The sequence below is a fragment of the Pseudomonas entomophila genome (assembly GCF_023277925.1).
GTDB lineage: Bacteria > Pseudomonadota > Gammaproteobacteria > Pseudomonadales > Pseudomonadaceae > Aquipseudomonas > Aquipseudomonas entomophila_D.
In genome coordinates this window covers 1075436-1092916 of the sequence record NZ_CP063832.1, presented here as the reverse complement: position 1 = coordinate 1092916, position 17481 = coordinate 1075436, and the positions used below count along the sequence as shown (strand labels likewise).

The window sequence follows — 17481 nt, the reverse complement described above, 5'->3', positions numbered from 1 at the left end:
CTTCCAGCATGACCACTCGATTCCACGGCATCATCGGCTACACCATCACCCCGTTCAGCCAGGACGGCGAGCAGCTCGACCTGCCCGCGCTGGGCCAGTCCATCGACCGCCTGGTCGCAGGCGGCGTGCAGGCCATCGCGCCCTTGGGCAGCACCGGCGAAGGTGCCTACCTGAGCGACAACGAATGGCAGCAAGTTGCCCAGTACAGCCTCGAACGCATCGCCAAGCGTGTGCCCAGCATCGTCAGCGTCTCCGACCTGACTACTGCTGGCGCTATCCGCCGCGCGCGCTTCGCCCAGCAGCACGGCGCCGATGCGGTGATGGTGCTGCCGTCGGCGTACTGGAAGCTCAGCGAAGCCGAAATCCTCCAGCATTACCGGGCCATCGGCGCGGCCATCGACCTGCCGATCATGCTCTACAACAACCCCGCCACCAGCGGTACCGACATGCCCGTGGAACTGATCCTGCGCATCGTGCGCGAGGTGGACAACGTGACCATGGTCAAGGAGAGCACCGGCGACATCCAGCGCATGCACAAACTGCAGGTGCTTGGCGAAGGGCAGGTGCCGTTCTACAACGGCTGCAACCCGCTGGCGCTGGAGGCCTTCGTCGCGGGTGCCACGGGGTGGTGCACGGCGGCGGCCAACTTGATTCCCGATCTCAACCAGCGGCTGTACCAGGCGGTGCTGGCGGGTGAACTGGAGCAGGCCAGGACGTTGTTCTACCGTCAGCTGCCACTGCTGGACTTCATCCTCAAGGGCGGCTTGCCGGCCACCATCAAGGCTGGCCTGGCCTTGACCGGGCTGCCGGTCGGCGAGCCTCGGCGGCCGGTGTTCGGGTTGGATGATGCGGGTAGAACGAAGTTGCTGACGCTGCTTGATGGGTTGAAGATCACGCGTTGACCTAGCCAACATCCACGAAACCGGCGCTGGGGCACGGCACCGGCCTTGCCGGTGTTCGCCAGCGAGGCTGGCTCCTACCGGGTCATGCGGTGGGTTGGGTTTCCTGCGGAACTCCGGCCCCACCCCACCGCTCTTAACATCATGCAGTAACTCCCATTGGCCTCACCTTCCGGAGGACTCGCCATGCGCCCCTTACTGCTCGCTTCATCGCTGCTGCTCCTGCTGCCCGCCGGCACCGCCCTGGCCCGCGTCGATGCCGGTGACGTCGCCACTTCGGCGGGGATCTCCGCTTCGCTGTACTCCACTTTCAAGGATGATAAACGCATCATTCCGGCCCGCGACGAGCTGTCGGCCTTCGTCGCCAGTGGCGGCGCGATCCGTGGCGCCTACCTGGAGTCGGCGCTGGCGCAGGCGCGCCATGACAACCCAGGGTTGCAGACCAGCGACGAGGAACTGGCGAAGGCGCTGCTGTCGCAGGATGGCGCCGCGGCGAGTCAATGACACCGTGAGCGGCCGAGGCCTGGGCCTTGCCCAAGCCTCGCTGCGACAATCCGCCACACCACGGCGCGAACCACGCCATCCATCCGGATGGTAGATTCGCCGCCATGAAAACCACCCGTCGGACACGTTCGCTGACCGCCTGGGCGCTGTATGCCAGCGTCCTGTTCAGCCTATTGCTGTGCGGCATGCACCATGGCCAGATGAGTGGCTTGCGCCTGTCCGGCCTCGAAGGTGGCTTCTGCTCGCTGGACAGCGAGCACGGTTCAGCCATCGACCTGGACGGTGCCGGGGGCGACCAGCACATGGCGCAGCTCGACTGCCCGGTATGCTCATCCTTTGCCCTCGCGGTGCCGCTGGCCAGCCATGGTTGGTCGTTCACCGAGGTCCAGGGCCACGCCCCCTCCCCGATCGTCGTGCGCAGCTGGGCGCAGCCACCACCACGTTTTCTGCGTCACGCCATCAATCCCCGCGCCTCCCCTCGTCTTTTCCCCGCAACCGAACCGTTCGCCTGACCCTTGGCCGGCGCGCCCGTGCGTGCCTGTTCGCCAGGGCGGTCAGGCCCTGCCATGACCCTTGCGTGGAAAACACAACATGATCCGCAACACCTCCCTGGTGCTCCTGATGGGCGCCACCTGCACCTGTGCCTGGGCGCAAAACGCGCCTGTCGAGCTGTCTGCCACCACCGTCGACGGCGAGCGCGAAGCCCCCTCGGGCGTGCAGCTGGACGAGCCGATCCGCACCGGCTCACGCCTTGGTTTGACCGCCCGGGAAACCCCCGCCTCGGTGAGCGTATCCGACCGCCGGGTGATCGAGCAGCGCGACGCCAAGGATACCCAGGACGTGATCAACGCCATGACCGGCGTCAACGCCTCGGCCAACCCGGGCTACGGTGGTTTCGTCACCTATCGGGGCTTCACCCAGAACCAGGTAACCCAGCTCTACAACGGCATCAACCTGGGCTACAGCAGCGCCACCCGCCCGGTCGACGCCTGGGTGATCGACCGTGTCGAGCTGCTGGGCGGCCCGTCGTCGTTCCTGCATGGCGCAGGCTCCGTGGGCGGCTCGATCAACTACATCACCAAGCTGGCCAGCCGCGACCAGCAGACCATCGACGGGCGCATCCGCTACGGCAGCTACGACGACGCCGAGTACGCCTTCGGCATCAACCAGGCCCTGGCCAGCAACCCCGCCGACGCCCGCCATTTCGCCCGCCTGGACTTCAGTCGCAGCCAGGGCAACGGCTATATCGACCGCAACCAGCGCAAGACCGACAGCCTGGCCTTCTCCGTGCTCAGCGACCTCACCCCCGATCTCACCCACACCTTCGCCGTGGAGTACCAGGAGGACAAGGAAGACAGCCCATACTGGGGCTCGCCGATCCTCCCCGGGCGCAGCACCATGAAGATCGACAACAGCCGCCGTTTCGAGAACTACAACGTCGCCGACGGCCGTTACGAACAGCGCGTGCGCTGGCTGCGCTCGATGCTCGATTACCAGGTCAGCGACAGCACCAGCGTGCACAACACCCTGTACCACTACAAAGCCGAGCGTGATTACCGCAACGTCGAGAACTATCGCTACAACGGTGCAGGCAACGTGGTGCGCGCCAGCCCCTACCTGCAACGCCACGCCCAGAGCGTGCTCGGTGACCGTGTCGAGTGGCGCCACGACAACAGCCTGTTCGGCCTGCCGACCCAGTGGGCCATGGGCCTGGACTGGTCACGCATGCGTCAGGACCTCTACCCCACCTCCAGCAGTTGGAGCGATATGGTCGACCCGGACCATTTCGACCCCGGCAGCTTCGACAACATTCCCGGCGTGAACCGTGGCCTCACCCGCCAGCGTCACCACGAAGTCATCAACCGTGCCCTGTTTGCCGAGAACCGTTTGGAACTGACCGATCGCCTGGCCCTGCTCACGGCCTTGCGCTACGACTATCTGGACATGGAGGTGAACAACTACGGTGCCATCAGCCCCACATCGCCCGCCTACTTCGAGCGGCGCTGGGAGCCGCTGTCCGGGCGGGTCGGCCTGACCTACGCGCTGACCCCATCGGCCAGCGTCTATGTGCAATACAGCACCGCTGCAGACCTGCCGGCCGGCTCGCTGGCTGCGGCCACCTATTCCAACGTGGGGTTGTTCGACCTGTCCAAGGGCGAACAGTGGGAAGCCGGCAGCAAGTTCGACTTCCTCGATGGGCGCGGCGCAGCGACCGTGGCGGTGTACCAGATCGTGCGCAAGGACTTCGCCGTGCGCGACTCCAGCAACCCCAACCTCACTGTCCAGGCAGGCCAGCAGACCTCCCGCGGCATCGAGCTGTCCGGGCGCCTGCAGGTCACCCCGAAGCTGCTCGCCGAAGCCAACTACGCCTACGTCGATGCGCAATACGATGAGTTCAACGAAGCGGTCAATGGCGTGTCGGTATCGCGCAAGGGCAACGCGCCGGTCAACGTACCGGCCAATGTCGGCAACCTGTGGCTGACCTACAGCTTCACCCCGGCCTGGTCGGCCGGCGTGGACGCACGCTACGTCGACTCGGTGTACGCCGACAACGCCAATACCCTCAAGGCCCCGGCCTACACCCTGTTCGGCGCCTTCGCCCGCTACCGCCTGGATGAGCACACCACCCTGACCGGGCGGGTACGCAACCTCACCGACGAGGTGTATGCCAAGCAGGCCTACGGCACCCAGTACTACATGGGCGCGCCACGCACCTTCGAGGTAGCGATGGACGTGCGCTTCTGAACCCATGCAACCCCGTAGGAGCGGCTTCAGCCGCGATCACCCGCCCAGCGGGTGCCAGGCTCACGCTCCTGGATGAGTGAAGCAGTGGGCGCAGGTCGTTAGAATGCGCCCAACTGTTTGTTCCGCAAGGTATTTCCTTGCGGAGCAAGCTCGCCTTCGTTGTTCGCCCAAGGATGACGCGCCATGCGCCGTTTGCTGTTCCTGCTGTTCGTCCTCACCCTGACTTCCTGCGCCCCTCGGCTTCCGTCCCCCACCCCACCCGAGAGGCTGCCCACGCCACCCGCCGAGCTCACCCTGCTCGAACGCGGCCGCTTCCAGCTCTGGTACGACTGCCAACGCGGCGAACCCCATCGCTTCGCCTTCACCCTCGACAAGGACGAGGGCCACTTGGAGCGCAAGGACAACTTCCGCATCGACCGCGACCTGCCCGCGGGCTGCGTGGGCCAGCACTCGGCGAAGGCCTACTCGCTGCCCAAGGGTTTTCACCGTGGGCACCTGGCGGCCAACAACCATTTCGATGACGACCGCACGGCGATGGATGCCTCCAACCTGATGAGCAACATCGTCCCGCAGCTGGCATCGCACAACAGCCAGACCTGGTACCAGACCGAACTGCTTACCGAATGCTATCGCGACCGGCATCCGCTCAAGGTGATCGGCGGCGTGGTGTTCAGCCACGAGGGCGACGCGCTGAAGAACGACTACTTTGCGCAAAGCCACGGCATCGCCACCCCGGAAGTGTTCTGGAAGGTGCTGCTGACCGAGGATGACGCCGGGCAGCCGCAGGTCATCGCCTGGTGGATCCCCCACCAGGCCGGGCTGGGCACCGACCTGACCCCCTACCTGCGTAGCGTGCAGGAGATCGAGGCGCTGCTGGGGCCCGGCGAAGCGCCGATCGATGTGCCCGAGGCAGTGAAGGACCAGCGCCCGGCGCGCTCATGGCCGGTACCGACCGGTTGCGACCGGGAATGATGGGGACTGGCACCAAGGCCCATCTCTTTCAAGGTCTCTAGGCTAAAGGGCTGTGTTGGCGGCAGGATATTGGGCGAGAGCACTGCAACAGTGTCGTCGAGCACCTTGAAGATCTGGGCTCATTCCCCCGCCAACAGCACTTGTTTCGTCCGTGCCTGTCGCCTGTCCGCGGTCAGCCACAACACCCCCGGCAACAAGGCGCTCGCCGCCACCGTCATGCCCACCATCGGCCACGCGCTACCGTCGGACCATGCGCCGGTCAGCGCGCTGCTCAGTACCGTCAGCAGCATCTGCACGAAGAAGAACCCGCCCGAGGCGGTGCCGGCAATTGTGGCGAAGGGCTGCAGCACGGCCCACTGGCACGCCGGGATGATCAGCCCCACCGATAGCATCACCGGCAACAGCGCCACGGGCAGTGCCCACAAGCCCGCGCCCGCCAGTTGCAGGGCCAGCAGCCCTGCGCTGCCGGCCAGGTTGATGGCGCAGCCCAGGGCGATCACCCGCTCGTTGCCCAGGCGTCGGACCAACGGGCCATAGCCGCGTGACCCCGCCGCATAAGCGGCCACTGTCCCGCCCAGCACCAGTGCATAGCCCTGCGGCGACAAGCCCAGGCCGTGTTGCAGCAGCAACGAGGATTCGCTGATGAAGGGAAAGTAACTGCAATAGGCGCAACCGATCACCAACGAGCTGCGCCAGAACACCCGGCTGCCCAGCACCTGGCGCCAGGCTTGGCGCAGCCGTGGCGGTGGCATGTCTGCAGGGCGCGTCTCCGGCAAGTAGCGCATCGCCTGCACCTGGCTCAGCAAGCCGATCACCAACAACCCGCCAAACAACCCGCGCCACCCCAGCACCTCCAGCAGCAGGCTGCCGAACACCGGTGCCAGCAGCGGCGCGATGGCCATGCCGCTGGACAGCAGCCCCAGCAGGCGCGCCTGTTCGTCCGAGGCGAACCGATCACGCACCATCACCCTGGCCACCAGTGGCCCGCAACAGCCGCCCAGGGCCTGGAAGAAACGCGCCACGCACAGGCTCGGCAGGTCCACCGCCAGCAGGCAGCCCAGGGTGGCCACGCCATACAGGCCGAGCCCCGCCAGCAGCAGGGGGCGCCGCCCCCAAAAGTCGCACAAAGGCCCGGCCAGCAGCATGCACAAGGCGTAGCCGAGCATGTAGGCGGTCAGGCTGAACTGCACCTGGGCGGGCGGCACCTCCAATGCCCGGGCCATCTGCGGCCAGGCCGGCAGGTACAGGTCCAGGGCGACACGGGGCAGGCACACCAGCGCCAGCAGCAGGCACGACCAGCCCCACGGGCTCAGGGGACGAAGGGTGAACATCGGTACAGCTCCACAGGTACAAGACGCTCGCAGGGTAGAGTGAAAGCGGTCTAGTATTCAGAGCCATTTGGCGCACCAGAGAGTAGACCACTATGTCTCGCGGCAAGACCGCCCTGCCCCTCGACCTGCCGCTGCCTTCCACACCCGGCCTCGGCAAGCAGCAAGGCGCCTACCAGGCGTTGCGCGACGCCATCCTCGAACGACGCCTGCTCGCGGGGGCGGCGCTGCCCTCCAGCCGCACCCTGGCGGCACGCTGGGGGTTGTCGCGCGGCACGCTGGAAGTGGTGTTCGACCGTCTGCGCAGTGAGGGTTACATCGAACGGCGCAGCGGTTCCGGCAGCCGTGTCTGCGCCGTGGTGCCCGAGCATCTGCTCGGCATAGACAACGCCACGCCGGCACTCGCGGCCAGTGGCGTACCGTCCCCGCTGGAAACCCGGGTCCGTGCCGGCGTGCCTTTCGTGGCCCGCCTGCCCGATCCCGCGCTGTTTCCACCTCGGCAATGGGCGCAACTGCTGACCCAGGCCTTGAACCGCGCCTCACCCGATCAACTCGCCCACGCCACGGCGCAAGGTGCGCCTGCGTTGCGTGAACAGTTGGCCGGCTACCTGGCCCAGCACCGTGGCATCGCCTGCTCGGCCGACGACCTGATCATCACCCATGGCATTCGCGACAGCCTTGATCTGGTCATCGCCACGCTCCTGCGCCCAGGCGATATTGCCGCCATCGAAGACCCCGGCTACCCCGCTGCCGCCGCCCTGCTGCGCCAGGCCGGCGCCCAGGTGCGGGCATTGCCGGTGGATGACGACGGGCTGCGCAGTGATGCCCTGCCCGGCAGTGGCGCCCGCCTGCTCTACCTCACGCCTGCGCACCAGGCACCGACCGGCGCCACCCTGCCGGTATCGCGGCGCCTGGCGTTGCTGGACTGGGCGCAGCGCGAGCAGGCCTGGATCTTCGAGGACGACTACGACAGTGAGTTCAACTACAACAGCGCCCCATTGCCCGCCCTCAAGGCGCTGGACCCAGGTGACCGGGTGATCTTCTGCGGTTGCTTCAACAAGACCCTGTTCGCCGGCCTGCGGGTGGGTTACCTGCTGGTCCCCAAGGCCTGGCGCGCCGCCTTGCTGGCCCGTGTCGAGCTGACCGGCCGCGCCGTCGGTGTGGTCGAACAGCTGGCCCTGGCCCGGCTGCTCGACAGTGGCGGCCTGCTGCGCCACCTGCGCACCGCCCGGCACACCTACCAGCAACGCCGCGATGCCCTGGCCGCCGTGCTGCAACAGCACGCCCCCGGGCAATTCACTCTTCACGGCGACCATGCCGGCCTGCATTGCCTGCTGCGACTGCCCGCTGGCAGCGACGCGGAGCACCTGTGCCAGCGGGCGGCCGAAGTCGGCTTGCACCTGCAACCACTGCAGCGGTTCTGCATCGATGCGCGACCGCCGTCGGCCATTGTGCTCGGCTACGCCTCCCTGACCCTTGCACAAGTGCGTCATGCCGGCAGGCAACTGGCCGAGCTGCTGCGGGCACCGTGCCAACCGGCGCCCTGAAGCGCCCAGCATGGCCTGAAAACGCACCCGCCCCACAGGCGGCAAACCTGTGGGGCGGGCTTTTGCGGCAGGTGGGCTACTTGAGGTCGAAGCGGTCCAGCTCCATGACCTTCACCCAGGCCGCGACGAAGTCCTTGACGAACTTCGCCGCGGCATCGCTACTGCCATATACCTCGCTCAGGGCACGCAACTGCGCATGGGAGCCGAACACCAGGTCGACTCGGCTACCGGTCCACTTCACCGCGCCGGTCTTGCGGTCACGACCTTCGAAGTGCTCGTTGTCCGCCGCGGTCGGCTTCCACTCCACGCCCATGTCCAGCAAGTTGCGGAAGAAGTCGTTGGTCAGTACGCCGGGCTTGTCGGTGAACACCCCTTCCTTGCTGCCGCCATGGTTGGCGCCGAGCACACGCAGGCCACCGACCAGCACGGTCAGTTCCGGTGCGGTGAGGGTCAGCAACTGGGCCTTGTCCAGCAGCAGCTTCTCGGCCTTGACGCTGTAGCGCGCCTTGCTGAAGTTACGGAAGCCGTCGGCCAGCGGCTCCAGCACGGCGAACGACTCGACATCGGTCTGCTCCTGCGAGGCATCCACGCGTCCCGGGTGGAAGGGCACGCTGATCGTGTGCCCAGCATCCTTGGCGGCCTTCTCCACCGCCGCACTGCCAGCCAGCACGATCAGGTCGGCCAGGGAGATCTTGTTCCCCCCCTCGCCCCGGATCTTCTCCAGTGCCGCCAGTACCTTGTCGACGCCCTGGTTCGCCGCCCACTCCTTCTGCGGGGCAAGGCGCAAGCGAGCGCCGTTGGCGCCACCGCGCTTGTCCGAGCCGCGGAAGGTCGAGGCCGAGGCCCAGGCGGTGGAAACCAGCTCGGCGACACTCAGCCCCGAAGCCAGCACCTTGGCCTTGAACGCGGCGATGTCGGCTTCGCTTGGTTGAGGGCCGGCCTTGGGCAGCGGGTCCTGCCACAGCAGTTCCTCATTGGGCATTTCCGGGCCCAGGTAACGCGCCAGCGGCCCCATGTCGCGGTGAATCAGCTTGTACCAGGCGCGGGCGAACGCGTCGGCGAGCTGGTCGGGGTTATCCTTGAAGCGCCGGGCGATAGGTGCGTAGATCGGGTCGAAACGCAGCGCCAGGTCGGAGGTGAGCATCGAGGGTGCATGGCGTTTCGAGGCGTCGTGGGCGTCGGGCACGGTGTTGGCGCCCTTGCCGTCTTTGGGTCGCCATTGATGCGCGCCGGCTGGGCTCTTGGTCAGTTCCCACTCGAAGTTGAACAGGTTGTTCAGGTACTTGTTGCTCCATTTCGTCGGCGTCGAGGTCCAGGTCACTTCCAAGCCACTGGTGATGGTGTCGCCGCCCTTGCCGGTGCCGAACCTGTTGTGCCAGCCAAAGCCCTGCTGCTCCAGGCCCGCCGCTTCCGGTTCGGGGCCGACGTTGTCGGCGGGGCCGGCGCCGTGGGTCTTGCCGAAGGCGTGGCCACCGGCGATCAGGGCCACGGTTTCTTCATCGTTCATGGCCATGCGGCCGAAGGTGTCGCGGATATCCTTGCCCGAGGCGACCGGGTCGGGGTTGCCTTCCGGGCCTTCCGGGTTGACGTAGATCAGGCCCATCTGCACGGCGGCGAGGGGGTTTTCCAGGTTGCGCTCGCCGGCCAGATTGCGGCCCTGTTCTTCCGGGCGCTTGGCCGGCTCGGCCACCAGGTCGCCCTTGCCGGGTGCCTCGGCCTTGCCATAGCGGGTGTCGCCACCCAGCCAGACCTTCTCCGAACCCCAGTACACATCCTCGTCCGGCTCCCAGACATCGGCGCGGCCACCGGAGAAGCCGAAAGTCTTGAAGCCCATGGACTCCAGGGCGACGTTACCGGTGAGCACGATCAGGTCGGCCCAGGAAATCTTGTTGCCGTACTTCTGCTTGATCGGCCACAGCAGGCGCCGAGCCTTGTCCAGGCTGACGTTGTCCGGCCAGCTGTTGAGCGGGGCGAAGCGTTGCTGGCCGGAGCCGGCGCCGCCCCGGCCATCACCGATGCGATAGGTGCCGGCGCTGTGCCAGGCCATGCGGATGAACAGCGGGCCGTAGTGGCCGAAGTCGGCCGGCCACCAGTCCTGGGAATCGGTCATCAAGGCGGTCAGGTCTTTTTTCAGGGCCTGGAAGTCGAGGCTCTTGAACGCCTTGGCGTAGTCGAAGTCCGGGTCCATCGGATCGGACTTGCGCGAGTGCTGGTGGAGGATCTTCAGGTTGAGCTGGTCAGGCCACCAGTCACGGTTGCTGGTGCCACCACCAGCGGTTTGATGGAACGGGCATTTCGATTCGTTCGACATCTGCTTCTACCTTTTGGGTCGGATCTGTCCAGGTTTGCGGGCATTGTTGTGAACGCGGCGCCAGGTTTTCGATCGGCCGGGCGCAAGGCCCAGGCCTACCCCTCATCAGGTGTGGCCGGTGAGCACCGCCACGCATCCCGCGACGGCTTTTCGCGGGGCCAGGGGAAAGACTAGTCGAGCTTGGGCAGAGGTCTAATAGAGGCAGTATTGAGGGGTGATAGTGTGGGTCTGTCAACGCGTCATGTGCCCCCTGAACCATCGATGCCGTCGATAGCCACCATGCCTGCCATCGAGTTCCGCCCGCCGCCCTGCGCGAGGAAGATGACGGCATTGGCACTTCGACGAGGGAACTCCCATGAAAACCGGCATGCTCGCCGCCCTGCTGGCCCTGTTCGCCACGATCGCTGGCTGTGCGACGCCTGCCAGCCAGCAACAAACACCACCCTACGGGCACTTCTACTCGGCCACCGAGCGCTCCAGCGTCACCCTGAACCACGGCCAGCATGTGGCGGTGTTGCTGGGGCGTAACGCCGCCGCGACCCTGGACTACCTGCAACGTCACCGTGACCAGGCCGTGCCGGGCACGGCCAAAGGCACACCGGTCGCCACCCTGGGGGGTAGCCAGGCCTACGCATGGCTGGCGCAATCGCTCGCCCAGACCTTCGCCGAAGTCACGTTCTACGACGACCTGGACACCCTGCTCGCCGACCGTCCGGATGTGATCGTGCTGCTCGACGCCCGCAGCCAGCTCGCCAGCCCCGGCAGCGAAGCTATTCTGGCCAGCGTGGTGGCGCGGTTCTTCGATGAGCAACTGACCTACATCGGCCGCGCCGAAGGAGTGGCGAGCAAGCAGGCCAAGAGGGTCGACCTGGCGCGCCAGCTGGATGAAGAGCAAGCCGTGCAGGCCGATGCGCTGAAACAGTTCGACGCCTCGCTCAAATTGCTGATGCAAGGATCGGTGTAGGCGCCAGCTTGCTGGCGCCTACAGGGTCAGGCCACAACGGCTTGCAGGCACTGCCACAGGCGTTGCACATGCTCGCGCTCGGTCGGCAGCGCACCGACAGAGACCCGCACCATCCAGCGCCCTTCCAGGGTAGCGGGCGTCACATAGGCGTCACCCGAGGCATTCAAGCGATCCGCCCAGCCACGGGTATGGGCATCCAGCGCCTCACCGTCCAGCCCGGCTGGGCGATGACGAATGCACAGGGTCTGCAACTGCACCGGCGCCAGCAACTCCCACTCACCCGACGCCTGCACCTGCTCGGCCAGCCAGCGGGCGTTGTCCAGGTCGCGCCGCAGGCGTTGCTGCAGGTTTTCCACGCCCTCGCTACGGAGCATGAACCACAGCTTCAACGCGCGGAACCGGCGCCCCAACGGGATGCCCCAGTCGCGCAGGTTCTTCACCTCGCCATCGACGGCCGATTGCAGGTAGCTGGGGTTGGTGCTCATCACCCGGATCAGGTGCTGCGGGTCGCGCACGTAGTAGATCGAGCAGTCGAACGCCACGCCCAGCCACTTGTGGGCATTGACCACCACCGAATCGGCCAGTTCGATACCGTCCCACATCCAGCGGCATTCCGGCAGGATCATCGCCGAGCCGGCCATGGCCGAGTCGACATGCAGCCACAGCTGGTTGGCCTGGGCGATCTCGCCGATCGCGCGCAGCGGGTCGAGCGCGGTGGTGGTGGTGGTGCCGGTGGTGGCGACCACGGCGCAAGGCTGGTTGCCGGCGGCCAGGTCCTTGTCGATGGCCGCTCGCAGCGCTTCGGGCTGCATGGCGAACTGTTCGTCGGTGGGGATCAAGCGAATGTTGTCGCGGCCGAAACCGGCCAGCAGCGCGGCCTTGTCCACCGAGCTGTGGGCGTGGGCGCTGACGTAGACCACCAGAGGCTTGGCCTGGGCCTGCAGGCCGCCACGCACCAGGGCATAGTCGGTGGTCCGCTCACGGGCGCAGATCAGCGCCACCAGGGTGCTGGTCGAGGCGGTGTCCTGGATGACCCCGCTCCACTGGCTGGACAGCCCCAGCAGTTGGCGCAGCCAGTCGAGGGTGGTTTCCTCCAGCTCGCTCAGGGCCGGGCTGGACTGCCACGACAGGCCAAGCACGCCAAGGCCGGTGCTGAGGAAATCACCCAGCACCGACGACAGCGTGCCGTTGGAGGGGAAGTAACCGTAGAAGTCGGGATGTTGCCAATGGGACAGGCCAGGCATCAGCAGCTGGTCGACATCCTTCAGGATCGCCTCGAAGGGTTCAGCCTGCTGCGGCGCCACGCCGGGCAAGGCGGCTTTGAGATAGCCAGGCTCGACCTGGGCCATGACCGGGCGCTCGGCGACGCTCTGGCGGTAGTCGGCGATCAGGTCGATCAGTTGGTGGCCGTACTGGCGGAATTGTTCGGGGGTCACGCGGCGGTCTCCTGTGGGTTGTCCGCTGCCTGTACCGGCCAATTCGCCGGCAAGCCGGCTCCCGCGCGGGCACCGGCTTGCCGGCGAATTGACTGTTGCAGACAACTCGATGCCCAGCAGTCTAGGCCGCCTTTGACCAATGAATAACCCCACTTCGCGCATAGCTGCTATGGCAAAGGCGCATGCCCGCCCTGCACACCGAACTGCGACTGGCGCCACAGCTCGTACACCCGGTTGCGCAACCAACGGTGCTCGGCCGAAGCCTGCAGGCGCTGATGCCAGACCACCCAGTAGCGCTGGGTGTGCGTGATGAAGCCCAGCGGCCGCCAGGCCAGGCCATGCAACCGCGCCAATTGCGTGGCGATATGCTCGGGCACCGTGGCCAGCGCCTGGCCGTTAGCGACCACCTGGACCATGGCGCTGAAGAACGGCACCTCCAGGCTGATCCGCCGTTGCGCGCCCTGGGCGCGAAGGTGGCGGTCGATGAAGCTGTCCTTGTCGCCGCCACCGGACACCCGCACATGCTTGAACGCCAGGTAGTCACCCTGGCTGAGTTCAGCGTGCAAGGTCAGTGGATGGTCATGCCGCATCAGGCACACCGCACGGTCCTCACCGAGCAGGCGGCCGTGCAGGTTGGCTGGCGACTCGTCGAACAGCGTGGTGGCCAGATCGATCTCGCCACTGGCCAGCAAGGCGTATTGCCCGGCCTGCCAGGTGCGGTACTCCAGCGACACCCCAGGTGCCTCGCGCTCCAATGCCGCCACCAGCAACGGCAGCATGTGCTCGGCCACATAGTCCGACGCCGCCAGGCAGAAACGCCGCTCGCAACGGGCCGGGTCGAAGGCGGCGGGTTGGCGCAGGGCGTTGAGTTCGTCCAGCACCTGCCGTAGCGGTTCGACCAATGCCTCGGCGTGCTCGCTGAGTACGTAACCACGGCCCTGACGCACCAGCAACGGGTCGTCGAAGGCCTCGCGCAGGAGGGCCAATTGGCGGCTGAGCGCGGACTGGCTGCAGCCTAGGCGCTCGGCGGCGTGGCTGAGGTTCTTCAGATGCAGGAGGCAGTCGAGGGTGCGCAGGTGGGCGAGGCTGAGGGAGGCGAAGGTGGGGTTCATGCAGGCTCCCCTGTGCTGAATCCAAGTGCCCATTCACCGGCAAGCCGGCTCCTACGGGGGAACTGCGTGTAGGAGCCGGCTTGCCGGTGAAGCGCTGGGTAGGTCAGTCGGTCAGGCCGACATAGACGTTCTGCACGTCTTCGTTCTCGTCGATCGCCTCGAGGAACGCTTCGACCTCTTGAAGCGCCTCGGCGCTCAGGCTGGCGGCACTGACCGGGTTCTTCGGGGTGTAGCCGATCTTCGCCGACGTCACGGTGAAGCCGTGCTCCGGCAGGGCCTTCTGCACCGCGTCCAGGTCGGTGGTGTCGGTGATGAACAGGGTCGAACCCTCTTCCTCGCCTTCCTCGAAGTCCTGGGCACCGGCTTCGATGGCCGCCATTTCCGGGTCGGCGTCACCTTCCGGGGTGGCCTCGATCAGGCCGACATGGTTGAAGTCCCAGGCCACCGAACCGCTGGCCCCCAGCTGGCCCTTGCGGAACAGCACGCGGATCTGGGCCACGGTACGGTTGACGTTGTCGGTCAGGCACTCGACGATCAGCGGCACCTGGTGCGGGGCGAAGCCTTCGTAGCTGACGGCATGGTACTGCACGGCCTCGCCGTCCAGGCCAGCGCCTTTCTTGATCGCACGCTCCAGGGTCTCACGGGTCATCGAGGCTTTCTTGGCCTGGACGATGGCCAGGCGCAGGCGTGGGTTCATGTCCGGATCGGCGCCGGACTTGGCGGCGATCTGGATCTCCTTGGCCAGCTTGCCCATGATCTTGCCCTTGGCGTTGGCCGCCGTTTCTCTATGCTTGGCTTTCCACTGTGCGCCCATATCGACTCTCTTTGTTTCAGCGGCCGGTTCAGGAAGCGACCGGCCAAAAAGTGGGTGCAGTTTATACGCCCTCGGGCCAGGATCGACAACACATCGTGCAGGCGCGCAACCTGAGCGCAGCTCCGGACAGTCACAATCTTCTGTTCAACTGGGCCTGTCGCCCACGCAACTCAGACGAAATGCGCCTTGCGCCCTTTCGAATAGTGGCAAGTGAAGGCACAATGCGTGTCCTTTTTTTGGCCGGCCTGGCCGGGGGCCTTTAAATGATCAAGACGCCGTACTACCTCATCGATAAACAAAAGCTGCTGGGCAACATGGAAAAGATTGCCTACGTTCGCCAGCAGTCCGGGGCCAAGGCCCTGCTCGCCCTCAAGTGCTTCGCTACCTGGTCGGTGTTCGACCTGATGCAGCAGTACATGGATGGCACCACTTCGTCTTCGCTGTACGAGCTCAAGCTCGGCCGCCAGAAGTTCGAAGGCGAAACCCACGCCTACAGCGTGGCCTGGGCCGACGATGAAGTCGAAGAGATGCTCGACAACTGCGACAAGATCATCTTCAACTCCATCGGCCAGCTCGAGCGCTTCGCCGAGCAATCCGAAGGCAAGGTCCGCGGCCTGCGCGTCAACCCGCAGGTGAGCAGCTCCGACTACCTGCTGGCCGACCCTGCGCGCCCGTTCAGCCGCCTGGGCGAATGGGCCCCGGAAAAGATCGAAAAGGTGATCGAGAAGATCTCCGGCTTCATGTTCCACAACAACTGCGAGAACGGTGACTTCGGCCTGTTCGACAAGATGCTGTCGCACATCGAAGAGCGCTTCGGCCACCTGCTGCACAAGGTCGAGTGGGTCAGCCTCGGTGGCGGCATCCACTTCACCGGTGAAGACTATACGGTGGACGCATTCTGCGCGCGCCTGAAGCAGTTCTCGCAAACCTACGGTGTGCAGGTTTACCTGGAGCCGGGCGAAGCGGCTATCACCAACAGCGCCTCGCTGGAAGTGACCGTGCTCGACACCCTGTACAATGGCAAGCACCTGGCCGTGGTCGACAGCTCGATCGAGGCGCACCTGCTCGACCTGCTGATCTACCGCCTCAACGCCAAGATGGCCCCCAACGACGGCGCGCACACCTACATGGTCTGCGGCAAGTCGTGCCTGGCCGGCGATATCTTCGGCGAGTATCAGTTCGACAAGCCGCTGCAGATTGGTGACCGCCTGTCGTTCGTCGACACCGCCGGCTACACCATGGTCAAGAAAAACTGGTTCAACGGTCTGAAAATGCCGTCCATCGTGGTCAAGCAGCTCGACGGCAGCGTCGAGGTGGTGCGCGAGTTCGGTTTCGACGACTACGTTTCGAGCCTGTCGTAAGACAGGCTTTCATGAAGGAGAGCAGCTGAATTGAAGAAGAACGTTCTTATCATTGGTGCAGGAGGTGTCGCCAAGGTGGTGGCCCACAAGTGCGCACAGCATAACGACGAACTGGGTCGTATTGCGATTGCGTCACGGAACATCTCCAAATGCCAGGCCATCATCGACAGCGTCAAGGCCAAGGGTAGCCTCAAGGTACCCGCCGACATCCAGGCCTTCTCGCTCAATGCCCTCGATGTCGAGGCAACCAAGGCACTGATCCGCGAGACCGAATCGCAGATCGTGATCAACGTTGGTTCTGCCTTCCTCAACATGTCGGTGCTGCGCGCCTGCATCGATACCGGTGTCGCTTATCTTGACACCGCGATTCACGAAGAACCGGGCAAGATCTGCGAAACCCCGCCCTGGTATGGCAACTACGAGTGGAAACACCTCGAAGAGTGCCAGCAGAAGAACATTACCGCCATTCTTGGTGTCGGTTTCGACCCGGGTGTGGTGAACAGCTACGCGAAACTCGCGCAGCAGCAGTATTTCGACCGCATTGACTCGATCGACATCCTCGACGTCAATGCCGGCTCCCACGGCAAGTACTTCGCCACCAACTTCGACCCGGAAATCAACTTCCGCGAGTTCACCGGGCAAGTATGGAGCTGGCAGAACAGCCAGTGGACCAGCAACACCATGTTCGAGGTCAAGCGCACCGACGACCTGCCGGTGGTCGGATCGCAAAACCTGTACCTGACCGGCCACGACGAGGTCCACTCGATCTCGAAGAACCTGAACGTGCCGAACGTGCGCTTCTGGATGAGCTTCGGCGAGCACTATATCAACGTGTTCACCGTGCTGAAGAACCTCGGTTTGCTCTCCGAGCAACCGGTCAAGACCGCCGAAGGCCTGGAAGTGGTGCCGTTGAAAGTGGTCAAGGCCGTGCTTCCTGATCCCGCTTCGCTGGCCCCGGGCTACACCGGCAAGACCTGCATCGGCGACCTGGTCAAGGGCACCAAGGACGGCCAGCCGCGCGAGGTGTTCATCTACAACGTGGCGGATCACGAAGAGGCCTACGCCGAGACCGACAGCCAGGGCATCTCCTACACTGCCGGCGTACCGCCGGTGGCTGCCGCCCTGCTGGTCGCCCGCGGCCAGTGGGACGCCGGGCGCATGGTCAACGTCGAGGAGCTGCCTGCCGAGCCGTTCCTCAAGGCGCTGGACGTGATGGGCCTGCCGACCCGCGTCAAGGATGAGAACGGCGACCGTCCATGGGACGCCGAGGCTTGATAGCCAAGCCATGAAACACTGAGGGGGCCGAGAGGCCCCCTTTTCTTTTGCACCCACTTTCCCTTCTGGCCCGTTCTGGGCACGCAATCCCCCCTCACACTCGGCAACGGCATTCGCTGTAGATGCCACCATAAAGCCATCATTTTTACAGAATATCCAAGCCTCCGCAGCGCGCACCCCACTCTCCGAACGCCGCCTACATCAATAGATTTT

Annotated in this window: 14 protein-coding genes; 9 read left to right on the top strand and 5 right to left on the bottom strand. The window is 65.4% G+C overall.

From position 1 onward, the window contains the following. Positions 1-8 precede the first annotated feature (8 nt). From IM733_RS04970 to IM733_RS04950, 5 genes are all read left to right on the top strand, one after another. A complete protein-coding gene (locus IM733_RS04970; RefSeq protein WP_248919810.1) occupies positions 9-902 on the top strand; it encodes a dihydrodipicolinate synthase family protein in 894 nt (297 codons plus the stop codon). A 183-nt stretch (positions 903-1085) separates the two neighbouring features. Continuing rightward, complete coding sequence (locus tag IM733_RS04965; RefSeq protein WP_248919809.1) at positions 1086-1403, top strand: DUF2388 domain-containing protein; 318 nt, start codon at positions 1086-1088, stop codon at positions 1401-1403. Between the two features lie 104 nt (positions 1404-1507). Then, on the top strand, positions 1508-1915 hold the full coding sequence (locus IM733_RS04960) for a DUF2946 family protein (RefSeq protein WP_248919808.1): 408 nt from the start codon (positions 1508-1510) through the stop codon (positions 1913-1915). A gap of 79 nt (positions 1916-1994) precedes the next feature. After that, positions 1995-4148, top strand: a complete 2154-nt coding sequence (locus IM733_RS04955; RefSeq protein WP_248919807.1) for a TonB-dependent receptor — start codon at positions 1995-1997, stop codon at positions 4146-4148. 183 nt (positions 4149-4331) lie between these two features. Continuing rightward, positions 4332-5120 (top strand): DNA/RNA non-specific endonuclease, encoded by a 789-nt coding sequence (locus IM733_RS04950; protein ID WP_248919806.1) that lies wholly within the window; start codon positions 4332-4334, stop codon positions 5118-5120. A gap of 119 nt (positions 5121-5239) precedes the next feature. Here IM733_RS04950 and IM733_RS04945 read toward each other — a convergent pair whose 3' ends face one another. Continuing rightward, the gene (locus tag IM733_RS04945; RefSeq protein ID WP_248919805.1) at positions 5240-6451 is read right to left on the bottom strand and encodes a multidrug effflux MFS transporter; all 1212 of its coding nucleotides are present in this window, start codon (positions 6449-6451) and stop codon (positions 5240-5242) included. Between the two features lie 92 nt (positions 6452-6543). On the opposite strand from IM733_RS04945, the gene IM733_RS04940 reads away from it, so the two are divergent. Next, entirely contained in the window at positions 6544-7995 is a 1452-nt protein-coding gene (locus IM733_RS04940) for a PLP-dependent aminotransferase family protein (RefSeq protein WP_248919804.1), read from the top strand. Between the two features lie 76 nt (positions 7996-8071). Here IM733_RS04940 and katG read toward each other — a convergent pair whose 3' ends face one another. Next, entirely contained in the window at positions 8072-10306 is a 2235-nt protein-coding gene (katG, locus tag IM733_RS04935; protein WP_248919803.1) for a catalase/peroxidase HPI, read from the bottom strand. A 355-nt stretch (positions 10307-10661) separates the two neighbouring features. Here katG and IM733_RS04930 point away from each other — a divergent pair, with 355 nt between their 5' ends. Continuing rightward, entirely contained in the window at positions 10662-11270 is a 609-nt protein-coding gene (locus tag IM733_RS04930; protein ID WP_248919802.1) for an ATPase, read from the top strand. A gap of 26 nt (positions 11271-11296) precedes the next feature. On the opposite strand, the gene IM733_RS04925 is transcribed toward IM733_RS04930, so the two are convergent. From IM733_RS04925 to IM733_RS04915, 3 genes are all read right to left on the bottom strand, one after another. Continuing rightward, positions 11297-12706, bottom strand: coding sequence for a DOPA decarboxylase (locus IM733_RS04925; protein WP_248919801.1), 1410 nt, complete (start codon positions 12704-12706; stop codon positions 11297-11299). A gap of 167 nt (positions 12707-12873) precedes the next feature. Next, entirely contained in the window at positions 12874-13818 is a 945-nt protein-coding gene (locus tag IM733_RS04920) for a LysR family transcriptional regulator (RefSeq protein ID WP_248919800.1), read from the bottom strand. Between the two features lie 103 nt (positions 13819-13921). Next, complete coding sequence (locus tag IM733_RS04915; protein WP_248919799.1) at positions 13922-14632, bottom strand: YebC/PmpR family DNA-binding transcriptional regulator; 711 nt, start codon at positions 14630-14632, stop codon at positions 13922-13924. 263 nt (positions 14633-14895) lie between these two features. Here IM733_RS04915 and nspC point away from each other — a divergent pair, with 263 nt between their 5' ends. Both nspC and IM733_RS04905 read left to right on the top strand, forming a co-directional pair. Next, positions 14896-15993: a carboxynorspermidine decarboxylase gene (gene nspC, locus IM733_RS04910; protein ID WP_248919798.1), complete on the top strand. Its 1098-nt coding sequence runs from the start codon at positions 14896-14898 to the stop codon at positions 15991-15993. 30 nt (positions 15994-16023) lie between these two features. Beyond that, entirely contained in the window at positions 16024-17268 is a 1245-nt protein-coding gene (locus IM733_RS04905; RefSeq protein WP_248919797.1) for a saccharopine dehydrogenase family protein, read from the top strand. The last annotated feature ends 213 nt before the right edge of the window (positions 17269-17481 follow it).